The 13,203-nt window shown below is 57.8% G+C and carries 16 protein-coding genes; 13 read left to right on the top strand and 3 right to left on the bottom strand.

Annotation, left to right across the window (positions count from 1 at the left end; translation table 11 throughout):
- Positions 1-110: 110 nt before the first annotated feature.
- Positions 111-692: an ACP phosphodiesterase gene (gene acpH, locus OHJ17_RS19750; RefSeq protein WP_012737492.1), complete on the bottom strand. Its 582-nt coding sequence runs from the start codon at positions 690-692 to the stop codon at positions 111-113.
- A gap of 74 nt (positions 693-766) precedes the next feature.
- Between acpH and OHJ17_RS19745 the strand changes: the two genes are divergently transcribed.
- From OHJ17_RS19745 to OHJ17_RS19710, 8 genes are all read left to right on the top strand, one after another.
- On the top strand, positions 767-883 hold the full coding sequence (locus OHJ17_RS19745) for a hypothetical protein (RefSeq protein ID WP_004218831.1): 117 nt from the start codon (positions 767-769) through the stop codon (positions 881-883).
- Positions 884-947: 64 nt separating this feature from the next.
- Positions 948-2,012, top strand: coding sequence for a tRNA preQ1(34) S-adenosylmethionine ribosyltransferase-isomerase QueA (gene queA / locus OHJ17_RS19740; protein WP_002890390.1), 1,065 nt, complete (start codon positions 948-950; stop codon positions 2,010-2,012).
- Between the two features lie 108 nt (positions 2,013-2,120).
- Entirely contained in the window at positions 2,121-3,248 is a 1,128-nt protein-coding gene (gene tgt / locus OHJ17_RS19735; RefSeq protein ID WP_002890395.1) for a tRNA guanosine(34) transglycosylase Tgt, read from the top strand.
- 22 nt (positions 3,249-3,270) lie between these two features.
- Positions 3,271-3,603 (top strand): preprotein translocase subunit YajC, encoded by a 333-nt coding sequence (gene yajC, locus OHJ17_RS19730; RefSeq protein ID WP_002890398.1) that lies wholly within the window; start codon positions 3,271-3,273, stop codon positions 3,601-3,603.
- 26 nt (positions 3,604-3,629) lie between these two features.
- On the top strand, positions 3,630-5,477 hold the full coding sequence (gene secD, locus OHJ17_RS19725; protein WP_002890400.1) for a protein translocase subunit SecD: 1,848 nt from the start codon (positions 3,630-3,632) through the stop codon (positions 5,475-5,477).
- 10 nt (positions 5,478-5,487) lie between these two features.
- Positions 5,488-6,459: a protein translocase subunit SecF gene (gene secF / locus OHJ17_RS19720; protein ID WP_002890403.1), complete on the top strand. Its 972-nt coding sequence runs from the start codon at positions 5,488-5,490 to the stop codon at positions 6,457-6,459.
- A gap of 136 nt (positions 6,460-6,595) precedes the next feature.
- A complete protein-coding gene (locus OHJ17_RS19715; protein ID WP_002890404.1) occupies positions 6,596-6,961 on the top strand; it encodes a VOC family protein in 366 nt (121 codons plus the stop codon).
- A gap of 23 nt (positions 6,962-6,984) precedes the next feature.
- Positions 6,985-7,680: a helix-turn-helix transcriptional regulator gene (locus OHJ17_RS19710; protein WP_004144646.1), complete on the top strand. Its 696-nt coding sequence runs from the start codon at positions 6,985-6,987 to the stop codon at positions 7,678-7,680.
- 54 nt (positions 7,681-7,734) lie between these two features.
- On the opposite strand, the gene OHJ17_RS19705 is transcribed toward OHJ17_RS19710, so the two are convergent.
- Positions 7,735-8,619 (bottom strand): nucleoside-specific channel-forming protein Tsx, encoded by an 885-nt coding sequence (locus OHJ17_RS19705; protein ID WP_002890412.1) that lies wholly within the window; start codon positions 8,617-8,619, stop codon positions 7,735-7,737.
- Positions 8,620-8,917: 298 nt separating this feature from the next.
- Positions 8,918-9,457 (bottom strand): SadB/YajI family lipoprotein, encoded by a 540-nt coding sequence (locus OHJ17_RS19700; protein WP_002890414.1) that lies wholly within the window; start codon positions 9,455-9,457, stop codon positions 8,918-8,920.
- 147 nt (positions 9,458-9,604) lie between these two features.
- Here OHJ17_RS19700 and nrdR point away from each other — a divergent pair, with 147 nt between their 5' ends.
- The 5 genes from nrdR to thiL all read left to right on the top strand — a co-directional run bounded on the left by nrdR (position 9,605) and on the right by thiL (position 13,201).
- Positions 9,605-10,054: a transcriptional regulator NrdR gene (gene nrdR, locus OHJ17_RS19695; protein WP_002890417.1), complete on the top strand. Its 450-nt coding sequence runs from the start codon at positions 9,605-9,607 to the stop codon at positions 10,052-10,054.
- A gap of 3 nt (positions 10,055-10,057) precedes the next feature.
- A complete protein-coding gene (gene ribD / locus OHJ17_RS19690) occupies positions 10,058-11,161 on the top strand; it encodes a bifunctional diaminohydroxyphosphoribosylaminopyrimidine deaminase/5-amino-6-(5-phosphoribosylamino)uracil reductase RibD (protein WP_004144650.1) in 1,104 nt (367 codons plus the stop codon).
- An 87-nt stretch (positions 11,162-11,248) separates the two neighbouring features.
- On the top strand, positions 11,249-11,719 hold the full coding sequence (gene ribE / locus OHJ17_RS19685; protein ID WP_001021161.1) for a 6,7-dimethyl-8-ribityllumazine synthase: 471 nt from the start codon (positions 11,249-11,251) through the stop codon (positions 11,717-11,719).
- A gap of 19 nt (positions 11,720-11,738) precedes the next feature.
- Entirely contained in the window at positions 11,739-12,158 is a 420-nt protein-coding gene (nusB, locus tag OHJ17_RS19680; protein ID WP_002891356.1) for a transcription antitermination factor NusB, read from the top strand.
- Between the two features lie 71 nt (positions 12,159-12,229).
- Complete coding sequence (thiL, locus tag OHJ17_RS19675) at positions 12,230-13,201, top strand: thiamine-phosphate kinase (RefSeq protein WP_004177267.1); 972 nt, start codon at positions 12,230-12,232, stop codon at positions 13,199-13,201.
- Positions 13,202-13,203: the final 2 nt, after the last annotated feature.

Here is a 13,203-nt window from a genome sequence, read left to right as displayed (position 1 = left end):
ACTAAGGTTATTTGGAACGCAACGCGGGCAAGTATAGAGCCTGCCCGGCAATAACACAAAGAGGCGCTAACAATCGTTCAGCCAGCTTTTACCTATCAATGACGTGGCTATTACAGCTGTTTGTTTTCTGCCAGGCGCATCATCTGCGGATAAAAGCGCCAGAACTGCGTCTCCAGACGGTCGTAATGGATATCCAGATCCTGCCAGGAGTCGCGTAGCGCCTCGAGACGTGGACGGCGGCTGGCCATGCCGTTCAGCACGCGCTGAATAAAATCCATTTCCCGATAGCGCTCCAGCCAGCGCTCCGACCACAGATATTGATTGAGATTGACGAAGCGGGGCGGCGAGTCGGGCAGGATGGGGACGATCTGCCGCTCGGCGTAGCGTACGAACTCGTCCAGCGGCAGGTCAGGGGAGAGCTGCGCCCAGTGCTGGGACAGGAAATGATCCCACATAACGTCGAGGGTGATGGGGGCGACGCGGCGGGTCTGCGGGCGAAACCACTCCCGCGCCTCTTTGACTTCCGCCAGGTTGTCAGTCATCACGTCAATCCGCCGATGCATATAGATGCCGTCGATGATCTCCGCCGGATAGTCGCCCTGCGGGTTGCCGCGCACGAAGTCGGCCATCAGGTTGCCGGGCAGCGAACTGTCGGCGAGATGGGCCAGGTGCAGGTGGGCGAGAAAATTCATAAAACGACATCCTTTAAATACGAGCGGGCAGGTGGAAACACCGATGTTGCGCTGAACGCCGCCTCGGTGGCCGAATGGCATGCTGTCTGGCCGCGCGCGGCACCTTTGCCACCGGTAAGGCATTCGGTTGCCGCATGGCGGCATTCGGAATGATTTGGAATATAGATTATGTCATTCATCCGGAGGGGTAAAGGTTGCAGCCAGACCGCCCCGGCACTAGACTACCCGCCTCTTTATTCAGTCTGAGTTACCGTCATGCGCGTTACCGATTTTGCTTTTGAACTACCCGAATCTCTGATCGCCCACTATCCGATGCCTGAGCGCAGTAGCTGTCGCTTGCTCTCCCTGGACGGGCCGACGGGCGCGCTGACGCATGGCACCTTCACCGACATCCTCGATAAGCTCAATCCCGGCGATCTGCTGGTGTTTAACAACACCCGGGTGATCCCGGCGCGTCTGTTCGGCCGCAAGGCCAGCGGCGGCAAGATTGAAGTGCTGGTGGAGCGGATGCTGGATGATAAGCGCATCCTGGCCCATATTCGCGCCTCAAAAGCGCCGAAGCCGGGCGCCGAGCTGCTGCTGGGCGATGACGAGAGCATTAAGGCCACGATGCTGGCGCGCCATGGCGCGCTGTTTGAAGTGGAGTTTAACGACGAGCGCCCGGTGCTGGAGATCCTTAACGGGATCGGCCATATGCCGCTGCCGCCCTATATTGACCGCCCGGACGAAGACGCCGACCGCGAGCTCTATCAAACCGTCTATGGCACCAGGCCGGGCGCGGTAGCCGCCCCGACCGCCGGTTTGCATTTCGACGAACCGCTGCTGGACAAACTGCGCGCCAAAGGCGTTGAGATGGCGTTTGTCACCCTGCATGTGGGCGCGGGCACCTTCCAGCCGGTGCGCGTCGACAGCATTGAAGAGCACACCATGCACTCCGAATATGCCGAAGTGCCGCAGGAGGTGGTCGATGCGGTGCTGGCGGCGAAAGCGCGCGGCAACCGCGTGATCGCGGTGGGCACCACCTCGGTACGTTCGCTGGAGAGCGCGGCGCAGGCGGCGAAAGACGCGCTGATCGCGCCGTTCTTCGACGATACGCAGATTTTCATCTACCCGGGTTATCAGTACCAGGTGATCGATGCGCTGGTGACTAACTTCCATCTCCCTGAATCCACACTGATTATGCTGGTGTCGGCGTTTGCGGGTTATCAGCACACCATGAACGCCTATAAGGTGGCGGTTGAGCAGAAATATCGCTTTTTTAGCTACGGGGATGCGATGTTTATCACGTACAATCCGCAGGCTATTTCTGAGCGTCCCTGAAAAGGCCGGTACGCCGGCTTGTAGACGCCATAACGCATTTTTTAGCTACGGAATCATTCCGTGGCGAGTATGAAAACGTCGGACTGTTTTTCTGACGCAGGAGCAAGCATGAAATTTGAACTGGATACCACCGACGGTCGCGCCCGCCGCGGTCGCCTGGTGTTTGAGCGCGGCGTGGTGGAAACACCGGCCTTTATGCCCGTTGGCACCTACGGCACCGTCAAAGGGATGACGCCGGAAGAGGTGGAAGCCACCGGCGCGCAGATTATTCTCGGCAACACCTTCCACCTGTGGCTGCGCCCGGGTCAGGAGATCATGAAGCTGCACGGCGATCTGCACGATTTTATGCAGTGGAAAGGACCGATCCTGACCGACTCCGGCGGTTTCCAGGTGTTCAGCCTTGGCGATATCCGTAAGATCACCGAGCAGGGCGTCCACTTCCGCAATCCGATCAACGGCGATCCGATTTTCCTCGATCCGGAAAAATCGATGGAGATTCAGTACGATCTCGGCTCTGACATCGTGATGATCTTCGACGAATGTACGCCGTACCCGGCGGACTGGGATTACGCCAAGCGCTCAATGGAGATGTCTCTGCGCTGGGCGAAGCGCAGCCGCGACCGTTTCGATAGCCTTGGCAATAAAAATGCGCTGTTCGGCATTATTCAGGGTAGCGTTTACGAAGATTTACGCGATATCTCGGTGAAAGGTCTGGTAGAGATTGGCTTTGATGGCTACGCTGTCGGCGGTTTGGCGGTTGGTGAGCCGAAGGAAGACATGCACCGTATTCTGGAGCACGTCTGCCCGCAGATCCCGGCCGATAAACCACGATACCTGATGGGCGTCGGGAAGCCGGAAGATCTGGTGGAAGGGGTACGTCGCGGTATCGATATGTTCGACTGCGTCATGCCGACGCGCAACGCGCGTAACGGCCACCTGTTCGTCACCGACGGCGTGGTGAAAATCCGCAACGCGAAGCACAAAAGCGATACCGCGCCGCTGGACGCCGAGTGTGATTGCTATACATGTCGCAATTATTCACGCGCTTACTTGCATCACCTCGACCGTTGCAACGAAATATTGGGCGCGCGTCTCAATACCATTCATAACCTGCGCTACTATCAGCGTTTAATGGCTGGTTTACGCAAGGCTATCGAAGAGGGTAAATTAGAGAGCTTCGTGACCGATTTTTACCAACGTCAGGGGCGCACCGTGCCTCCTTTGAACGTTGATTAATTTTAATAATGAGGGAATTTCAATGAGCTTTTTTATTTCTGATGCGGTAGCGGCAACGGGTGCACCGGCGCAGGGCAGCCCGATGTCTCTGATTCTGATGCTGGTGGTGTTCGGTCTGATTTTTTACTTCATGATCCTGCGTCCACAGCAGAAGCGCACCAAGGAACATAAGAACCTGATGAACTCCATCGCCAAAGGTGATGAAGTGCTGACCAACGGCGGTCTGGTCGGTCGCGTGACCAAAGTAGCGGAAACTGGCTACATTGCTATCGCGCTGAACGATACCACTGAAGTGGTTATCAAACGTGACTTCGTTGCTGCCGTTCTGCCGAAAGGCACCATGAAGGCGCTGTAATCTAACTTTTCCCAAAGGGAACTGCCGTGTTAAACCGTTATCCTTTGTGGAAGTACGTCATGCTGGTCGTCGTCATTGTCGTCGGCCTGATCTATGCGCTTCCCAACCTGTATGGTGAGGATCCGGCTGTTCAAATCACTGGCGCGCGCGGCGTCGCCGCCAGTGAGCAAACGCTGATCCAGGTCCAGAAAACTTTACAAGAAGAAAAAATAACCGCGAAGTCTGTGGCACTGGAAGAGGGCGCTATTCTTGCGCGCTTCGACACCACTGATACCCAGCTGCGCGCGCGCGAAGCGCTGCTTAACGTGCTGGGTGACAAATACGTCGTGGCGCTGAACCTTGCTCCGGCAACCCCACGCTGGCTGGCGGCGCTCTATGCCGAGCCGATGAAGCTGGGTCTTGATCTGCGCGGCGGCGTGCACTTCCTGATGGAAGTCGACATGGACACCGCGTTAGGCAAACTGCAGGAACAGAACATCGATAGCCTGCGCAGCGAGCTGCGCGACAAAGGCATTCCTTACGCGACCGTGCGTAAAGAAGACAACTACGGTCTGAGCATCGTCTTCCGCGACAGCGCGGCGCGCGACCAGGCTATCTCTTATCTCAGCCCTCGCCATCGCGATCTGGTTATTTCCTCTCAGGGTGACAACAGCCTGAAAGCGGTGATGACCGATGAGCGCCTGAAAGAAGCCCGTGAGTACGCGGTTCAGCAGAACATTAATATCCTGCGTAACCGTGTGAACCAGCTGGGCGTCGCCGAGCCGCTGGTTCAGCGTCAGGGCGCTGACCGCATCGTGGTTGAGCTGCCGGGTATCCAGGATACCGCGCGTGCGAAGGAAATCCTTGGCGCGACCGCGACCCTCGAGTTCCGTCTGGTCAATACTAACGTGGACCAGTCCGCCGCCGCCTCTGGCCGCGTGCCGGGCGACTCGGAAGTGAAGCAGACGCGTGAAGGCCAGCCGGTAGTGCTGTACAAGCGGGTGATCCTGACCGGGGACCATATCACCGACTCGACCTCCAGCATGGATGAGTACAACCAGCCGCAGGTTAACATCTCGCTGGACAGCGCGGGCGGTAACATCATGTCTAACTTCACTAAGGACAACATCGGCAAGCCGATGGCGACCCTGTTCGTGGAGTATAAAGACAGCGGTAAGAAAGACGCTAACGGTCGCGCTATCCTGGCGAAAGAGGAAGAGGTGATTAACATCGCCAACATCCAGTCGCGTCTGGGTAACAGCTTCCGTATCACTGGTATCAGCAATCCGAACGAAGCGCGTCAGCTGTCGCTGCTGCTGCGTGCCGGCGCGCTGATTGCGCCGATTCAGATCGTCGAAGAGCGGACTATCGGCCCAACCCTGGGAATGCAGAACATCAAGCAGGGTCTGGAAGCCTGTCTGGCCGGTCTGGTGGTCTCTATCCTGTTCATGATCCTCTTCTATAAGAAGTTCGGCCTGATTGCGACCTCGGCGCTGATTGCCAACCTGATACTGATTGTCGGCATTATGTCCCTGATCCCGGGGGCGACGCTGACCATGCCGGGCATCGCGGGGATCGTGTTAACCCTTGCGGTGGCGGTCGATGCTAACGTTCTGATCAACGAGCGTATCAAAGAAGAGCTGAGCAACGGGCGTACCGTTCAGCAGGCGATTGACGAAGGTTATCGCGGCGCGTTCAGCTCGATCTTCGACGCCAACGTGACGACGCTTATCAAAGTGATCATCCTGTACGCGGTCGGTACCGGTGCCATTAAAGGGTTTGCGATTACCACCGGTATCGGTATCGCGACCTCAATGTTTACCGCTATCGTCGGCACCCGTGCCATCGTGAACCTGCTGTACGGCGGCAAGCGCGTTAAAAAGCTGTCTATCTGAGGAGTGCGTTGTGGCACAGGAATATACTGTTGAACAATTGAACCACGGCCGTAAAGTCTGGGACTTTATGCGCTGGGACTACTGGGCCTTCGGCATTTCAGGTTTTCTGCTGATTGTGTCGATCGCCATCATCGGCGTTCGCGGGTTTAACTGGGGGCTCGATTTCACCGGCGGTACGGTGATTGAAATTACCCTTGAGAAACCGGTCGATCTGGACCAGATGCGCGATTCCCTGCAGAAAGCGGGCTTTGAAGAGCCGCAGGTGCAGAACTTTGGCAGCAGCCGCGACATCATGGTACGTATGCCGCCGGTGCATGACGCCAACGGCAGCCAGGAGCTGGGCAGCAAGGTCGTGACGGTGATTAACGAATCGACCAGCCAGAATGCGGCAGTGAAGCGTATTGAGTTTGTCGGCCCGAGCGTCGGCGCGGACCTCGCGCAAACCGGCGCCCTGGCGCTGATTGCGGCGCTGGTCTGTATCCTGATCTACGTCGGCTTCCGCTTCGAATGGCGTCTGGCCGCCGGGGTGGTTATCGCCCTGGCGCACGACGTGGTGATCACCATGGGCGTGCTGTCGCTGTTCCATATCGAGATCGACCTGACCATCGTGGCCTCGTTGATGTCGGTTATCGGCTACTCGCTGAACGACAGTATCGTGGTATCGGACCGTATCCGTGAAAACTTCCGTAAGATCCGCCGCGGTACGCCGTACGAGATCTTTAACGTGTCGTTGACCCAGACGCTGCACCGTACCTTGATCACCTCTGGTACCACTTTGATGGTGATCCTGATGCTGTTCCTGTTCGGCGGCCCGATTCTGGAAGGCTTCTCGCTGACCATGCTGATCGGTGTTTCCATCGGTACGGCTTCCTCTATCTACGTCGCCTCCGCGCTGGCGTTGAAGCTGGGCATGAAGCGCGAGCATCTGATCCAGCAGAAGGTCGAAAAAGAAGGGGCGGATCAGCCGTCCATTCTGCCGTAATAGAGTTCAGTTGAGATAAAGCTATCCCGGCCCTTGCGGCCGGGATTTTTTTGCCCGCGACAAAACCTGCTGACAGTATGCTGTCAGGAGCCCTCCCATACACTGCCTCTAAACTCACTAACGAGCAGGAGGAAGTATGAATAACGTGATTAACTGGTTTGAAATTCCGGTCGCCGATATGGATCGCGCCGTCGCGTTTTATGAGCCGGTGATGCAAGTGTCGCTGCGTCGCGAAACCATGGACTGCGCCGAGCTGGCGGTGTTCCCGCATCAGGATCCGGCCCCCGGCGGCGCGCTGGCCAAATTTGAAGGTATCGCGCCCTCGGCGCAGGGCGCTATTATTTATCTGCATACTGATCATCTTGCCGCCACGCTGGAGCGCGTTGCCTCGGCGGGTGGGGCCTGTGTCTTCGGCCCGCTGACGCTGCCGAATGATATTGGCACCATCGCCCTGTTTACCGACAGCGAGGGCAACCGCGTCGGCCTGCACCAGCCGGCTTAACCTTAACTTTTGTGAAGTGAGACATGACCCGACGCGCCGACCGTTTATTTCAGATTGTGCAGATCCTGCGCGGCAGGCGGCTCACTACCGCCGCGCTGCTGGCGGAGCGGTTGGGCGTGTCGGAGCGTACCGTCTATCGCGATATTCGCGATCTCTCCCTCTCCGGCGTACCGGTGGAGGGCGAAGCGGGCAGCGGCTACCGGCTGCTGGCGGGCTACGATCTGCCGCCGCTGATGCTGACCACCAAAGAGTCCGAGGCGCTGATCGCTGCGATTCGGCTGCTAAAAACCTGGGGCGGTGAGGCGCTGTCGCAGTCGCTGGAGTCCGCCCAGGAAAAAATGCTGGCGATCCTGCCGGAGGCGCGTCGGCGCCAGGCGGAGCAGACTCGCCTGTTTGCCCCTGACCTTGGCGCGCATCGCTATGCTAAAACCCATTTTGACGTTATCCACCAGGCCGTATCCAATCAGCAGGTATTACAGCTTCACTACCAGGATGAATCCGGTCAGGTGACGTGGCGTGAAGTGCTGCCCCTGGGGCTGTTTTTCTGGGGCGAACGCTGGCTGTTGGTAGCCTGGTGCGAACTGCGCAATGATTACCGCAATTTTCGCCTCGATCGTTGCCTGGAGGTCAGAAGGACCGAACGTCGATTCAGCGAGTGCGCCGACCGCTCGTTAAGCGATTTTCTGCGCAAGGTCCGGTGCGAGGTGCGGGAGAAATAAAAAAGCCCGGGCAGCAGGAGCTGCGGCCCGGGCGCTGTCTTGCTGTATCAGCAATCAGAAGTTGTAGCCGACCACGAAGTAACCACCCCAGCCGGTCGAGCGAACGCTGAACGGACCATCGCCGAAGTTCAGCTTCGCATCATCAGCCCACTGGCCGCCGTTATGGAAGTAACGGGCGACGATAGAGTAGTGCCAGTGCGCGTAGTTCAGCGCCAGGATGTGGCTGGAGGCGATAGAGTTGCTGGTGCGCGCGTGCTTCCCGTTCAGATCGTAGAAGTTGTCATCGCCGAGGTCAGAACCCCAGTCGAAGTTGGTGAAGCCGATGTAGCTCAGCGAACCGCCCCACAGGTCGGTCAGCGGCACAAAGTATTTCACTTTGAAGCGATAGCCGTCCCATTCGTTTTCGTTGGAGGCGCCGTAGTTCTGCCACTGGTACTTGGCGTAGACGTTCAGCGACAGGCTCATTGGCAGGCCGGTATCGATATCGGTACCCAGACCCATATACCAGGTGCTCTGCTCCTGGGAGTCGTTGCGGCCCATATCGTAGATATAGTTGTTGGCGAAATACCATTCTTTGAACGGCCCGAAGCTCAGGTCGGTATTGGTCAGCTTATCGATAGAGAAACGCGGTTCGATCTCCATAAACAGCGGGGAACCTTTGTTCCAGATACCTTTTGCCGTGCTGTTGCCGCCGAAGAATACCGGGGCATCAATATAGCCGTAGAAATCAAACCAGTCTTTTTTGGCGAACGCTTCGTATTCCAGGTAGGTATCGTTACGGATCTGCGGTCCAAAACGGGTGTGGTAGCTGCCCACCACGTTAACACTCTGGTGCCACCAGTCAGACAGATACTGCGGTTTGTCGTTTTCTGCCGCGCCGGCGGCAAAAGTAGTGGAGAGCGCCACAACCGCACCCGCTGCCAGTAATGTTTTTTTCATAGTAATGCCACTGTTTAAATTGAGCCTGAAGGCGTTAAAAGAAGTGCCGAAGCGTTTCTAAATATTTCGTCTTTCTGTGGGGGTCTATTATAGGAATCATTGCTCACAAAAATACGTGTTGTTTCACATAACCAGAACATGCGTAATCGATTGCGTTCACGATTCTATGCATTTCTTGACAAAATGCTACTGAAAATCGCGCTGCAGAACGATTTCTAATGAACTCTTGCGAAAAGTTGTAAGTGGATAAGAAAGACGGGGCAGGACGTAGCCGGGCGGGGCAGGCCCGGCTGAAGGCTTACTGGGCGGCGGCGGGCTGGATATCGTGTACGCGAATAAAACCGACTTTATCTGGCGTTACATTGAGGCGCAACGGGATATCGACATCGCTGGGGGCGAGGGTGCTGGCCGGCGCGCTAATCAGCTGATCCTGAACATTGACTTCCTGATAGCTGTGGGTGGTGCCGGTAATCTGTCCGGAAGCGACGGTGGCGGTAAAGGCCGGCAGCGGATCGTTGGATTCGCCCTGAATGCGTAAGGTCAGGCGTGACCCATCGCCATCCGGGGTAATACTGCCCACCGACATGCGCAGGGTGCCGATCTGGCTCTCCAGCCGCGCCGGGGTCTTGGCCTCCGGCAGCAGATAGACGCCGCGGGTGGATTTGGCGTTCAGCGCGTTTTGCTGGGTGATTTTGATCGTTTGCTGGTTGAGCTGGGTCATCTCCTGGCTCAGCGTACTCACGCTCTGGTGCATCTGGCGGATTTCGCTTTGCTGGGCGCAGGCGGTCAGGGTGAACAGGCAGCCCGCGATGGCGAGCTTCAGGTAACGTCTTGTCATGGTCAGGATTCCGTTTACAGAGGATGCTTAATGGTAGCCAAACCGGCCTCATCTCCCATAGATCCTTTGTCTCAAAAGCTCTTTCTTTGTAGTCCGGTCACTTCGCGGTAAACTACTCTTCAGTTTAACTACCTGTCAGGACGCGCTATGCATTGCCCTTTCTGTTTCGCCGTGGATACCAAAGTGATCGACTCTCGTCTGGTGGGGGAAGGCTCTTCCGTGCGTCGCCGTCGGCAGTGCCTGGTCTGTAACGAACGTTTTACCACCTTCGAAGTGGCGGAGCTGGTGATGCCGCGGGTGGTGAAGAGTAACGATGTGCGCGAACCCTTCAACGAAGACAAGCTGCGCAGCGGGATGCTGAAAGCGCTGGAGAAACGTCCGGTTAGCGCCGACGACGTGGAAATGGCGGTCAACCATATCAAGACTCATCTGCGCGGCACCGGCGAGCGCGAAGTGGCCAGCAAAATGATCGGCAACCTGGTGATGGAGCAGCTGAAAAAGCTGGATAAAGTCGCCTATATTCGCTTCGCGTCGGTCTATCGCAGCTTCGAAGATATTAAAGAATTCGGCGAAGAGATCGCCCGCTTACAGGACTAAGCCATGCAGGACGAAATGTACATGGCGCGTGCGCTGAAGCTTGCCGCGCGCGGTCGCTTTACTACCCATCCTAACCCTAACGTCGGCTGCGTCATTGTGAAAGACGGCGAGATCGTCGGCGAGGGGTTTCACTATCGCGCCGGCGAGCCGCATGCTGAAGTGCACGCCCTGCGCATGGCTGGCGAAAAGGCGCGCGGCGCCACCGCCTACGTCACTCTTGAGCCCTGCAGCCACCATGGCCGTACGCCGCCATGCTGCGATGCGCTGATTGCCGCCGGCGTCAGCCGCGTGGTCGCCGCGATGCAGGATCCGAACCCGCAGGTGGCGGGGCGCGGTTTGTATCGCCTGCAGCAGGCCGGCATTGAGGTCAGCCATGGGCTGATGATGAACGAAGCGGAAGCGCTGAATAAGGGCTTTCTGAAGCGGATGCGCACCGGTTTTCCCTGGGTGCAGCTGAAGCTGGGCGCCTCGCTGGACGGCCGCACGGCGATGGCCAGCGGCGAAAGCCAGTGGATCACCTCCCCGCAGGCGCGACGCGACGTGCAGCGTCTGCGCGCCCAGAGCCATGCCATCCTGACCAGCAGCGCCACCGTGCTGGCGGACGATCCGGCGCTGACCGTGCGCTGGCAGGAGCTGAGCGCCGATACCCAGGCGCTTTATCCCGAAGAGAATTTGCGCCAGCCGCTGCGCGTCGTCATCGACAGCCAGAACCGCGTCACGCCTGAGCATCGTATTGTGCAGCAGGCGGGGGAAACGCTGTTTGCCCGCCTGCGCGCCGATGAACGGCAGTGGCCGGAAAGCGCCCGCACGCTGCTGGTTCCGGAGCATAACGGCCATCTCGATCTGGTGCTGCTGATGATGCTGCTTGGCAAACAGCAGATCAACAGCGTCTGGGTTGAGGCAGGGGCTACGCTTGCCGGGGCGCTGCTGCAGGCGGGTCTGGTCGACGAGCTTATCGTCTATATTGCGCCTAAACTGTTAGGCAATGCGGCGCGTGGATTATGCGCGCTACCGGGGCTTGAAGAGCTGAGCCAGGCCCCCCATTTTAAATTCAATGAGATACGTCAGGTTGGCCCGGATGTCTGCCTGCATTTAACCACTGCGTGAGGCTTTCCTGATTATTAGGAAGCAGCGCTCAGAATAATATGATAAAATCCGCCCCCCTTGCGGGGCACATGAACCCGAAGGAAGAGTATGAACATTATTGAAGCTAACGTTGCTACCCCGGACGCTCGCGTCGCCATCACCATTGCGCGTTTCAACAACTTTATCAATGACAGCCTGCTGGAAGGCGCGATTGACGCCCTGAAACGCATTGGTCAGGTAAAAGATGAAAACATCACCGTCGTTTGGGTTCCAGGCGCGTATGAGCTGCCGCTGGCGGCTGGCGCACTGGCGAAAACCGGTAAATATGACGCGGTGATCGCGCTGGGGACGGTGATTCGCGGCGGTACCGCCCACTTTGAATATGTGGCAGGCGGTGCCAGCAATGGCCTGGCGCATGTCGCTCAGGACAGCGAAATCCCGGTAGCCTTTGGTGTTCTGACCACTGAAAGTATTGAACAAGCCATTGAGCGCGCTGGCACCAAAGCCGGTAACAAAGGTGCAGAAGCTGCGCTGACCGCGCTGGAAATGATTAACGTATTGAAAGCCATCAAGGCCTGATTTTTGTAAGGGGAATTCCGTGAAACCTGCTGCTCGTCGCCGCGCCCGTGAGTGTGCCGTTCAGGCGCTCTACTCCTGGCAGTTGTCCCACAACGACATCGCTGATGTCGAATACCAGTTCCTGGCGGAACAGGACGTAAAAGATGTTGATGTTCTGTATTTCCGCGAACTGCTGTCCGGAGTGGCGACTAACAGCGCGTACCTCGACGGCCTGATGAAGCCCTACCTGTCCCGCCAGCTGGAAGAGCTGGGCCAGGTTGAAAAAGCGGTGCTGCGTATCGCGCTGTTTGAGCTGTCCAAACGTGATGACGTACCGTATAAAGTGGCCATCAATGAAGCTATCGAACTGGCGAAAACCTTCGGCGCTGAAGATAGCCACAAGTTCGTTAACGGCGTGCTGGACAAAGCGGCTCCGGTAATTCGTCCCCACAAGAAGTAAACTGCAGGCCGGGTTTTGCGAGGGTCGCCTCGCAGCCCGGCCTTATTTATTATTTTGCTGAGGCATAACGTATGGCATGCGGCGAATTCTCCCTGATTGCCCGTTATTTTGATCGCGTTAAAAGCGCCCGCCTTGATGTTGAAACCGGCATCGGCGATGACTGCGCGCTCCTGCATATTCCCGAGAAAAAAACGCTGGCAATCAGCACCGACACCCTGGTGGCGGGCAATCACTTCTTACCCGATATCGACCCTGCCGACCTCGCTTATAAAGCGCTGGCGGTGAACCTGAGCGACCTCGCGGCGATGGGCGCGGAGCCGGCGTGGCTCACGCTGGCGCTGACCTTGCCGGAGGTGGATGAAACCTGGCTGGAAGCCTTCAGCGACAGCCTGTTTGTCCAGCTGGACTATTACGATATGCAACTGATTGGCGGCGACACTACCCGTGGCCCGCTCTCCATGACGCTGGGTATCCACGGCTTTGTGCCGCCGGGACGCGCCATGAAACGCGCTGGCGCGAAGCCGGGGGACTGGATCTATGTTACCGGCACTCCGGGAGACAGCGCCGCCGGTCTGGCGGTACTGCAGAATCGTCTAACGGTGGATGAACCGTCTGACGCCGACTACCTGCTGGCCCGTCATCTGCGGCCGATGCCGCGCGTGCTGCAGGGCCAGGCGCTGCGTGACCTGGCGACATCGGCTATCGATCTTTCCGACGGACTGATCTCCGATCTGGGCCATATTCTTAAAGCCAGCGGCTGCGGCGCACGTATCGATCTCGATGCCATGCCGTACTCCGATGCGATGCTGCGCCAGGTTGATTCTGAGCAGGCGCTGCGCTGGGCGCTCGCCGGCGGGGAAGATTACGAGCTGTGCTTTACCGTACCGGAGCTGAACCGCGGGGCGCTGGACGTGGCTCTTGGCCATCTTGGCGCGCGTTTTACCTGTATCGGACAGATTGCGCCGGAGAGCGAAGGGCTGCAGTTTATCCGCGACGGTAAGCCGGTCGCGCTTGATTTAAAGGGATACGATCACTTTGCGTAGTC

The organism is Klebsiella sp. KP20-425-1, assembly GCF_025813515.1.
Taxonomy (GTDB): domain Bacteria; phylum Pseudomonadota; class Gammaproteobacteria; order Enterobacterales; family Enterobacteriaceae; genus Klebsiella; species Klebsiella pneumoniae.
Note: the sequence above shows the minus strand (reverse complement) of the source record. Positions and strands in the feature narration are given on the sequence as shown.

Coding starts and splice junctions, on each gene's coding strand:
- acpH (WP_012737492.1), bottom strand. CDS start 692: ATGAATTTTCTCGCCCACCTGCACCTGGCCCATCTCGCCGACAGTTCG.
- OHJ17_RS19745 (WP_004218831.1), top strand. CDS start 767: ATGGCATGCTGTCTGGCCGCGCGCGGCACCTTTGCCACCGGTAAGGCA.
- queA (WP_002890390.1), top strand. CDS start 948: ATGCGCGTTACCGATTTTGCTTTTGAACTACCCGAATCTCTGATCGCC.
- tgt (WP_002890395.1), top strand. CDS start 2,121: ATGAAATTTGAACTGGATACCACCGACGGTCGCGCCCGCCGCGGTCGC.
- yajC (WP_002890398.1), top strand. CDS start 3,271: ATGAGCTTTTTTATTTCTGATGCGGTAGCGGCAACGGGTGCACCGGCG.
- OHJ17_RS19715 (WP_002890404.1), top strand. CDS start 6,596: ATGAATAACGTGATTAACTGGTTTGAAATTCCGGTCGCCGATATGGAT.
- OHJ17_RS19710 (WP_004144646.1), top strand. CDS start 6,985: ATGACCCGACGCGCCGACCGTTTATTTCAGATTGTGCAGATCCTGCGC.
- OHJ17_RS19705 (WP_002890412.1), bottom strand. CDS start 8,619: ATGAAAAAAACATTACTGGCAGCGGGTGCGGTTGTGGCGCTCTCCACT.
- OHJ17_RS19700 (WP_002890414.1), bottom strand. CDS start 9,457: ATGACAAGACGTTACCTGAAGCTCGCCATCGCGGGCTGCCTGTTCACC.
- nrdR (WP_002890417.1), top strand. CDS start 9,605: ATGCATTGCCCTTTCTGTTTCGCCGTGGATACCAAAGTGATCGACTCT.
- ribD (WP_004144650.1), top strand. CDS start 10,058: ATGCAGGACGAAATGTACATGGCGCGTGCGCTGAAGCTTGCCGCGCGC.
- ribE (WP_001021161.1), top strand. CDS start 11,249: ATGAACATTATTGAAGCTAACGTTGCTACCCCGGACGCTCGCGTCGCC.
- thiL (WP_004177267.1), top strand. CDS start 12,230: ATGGCATGCGGCGAATTCTCCCTGATTGCCCGTTATTTTGATCGCGTT.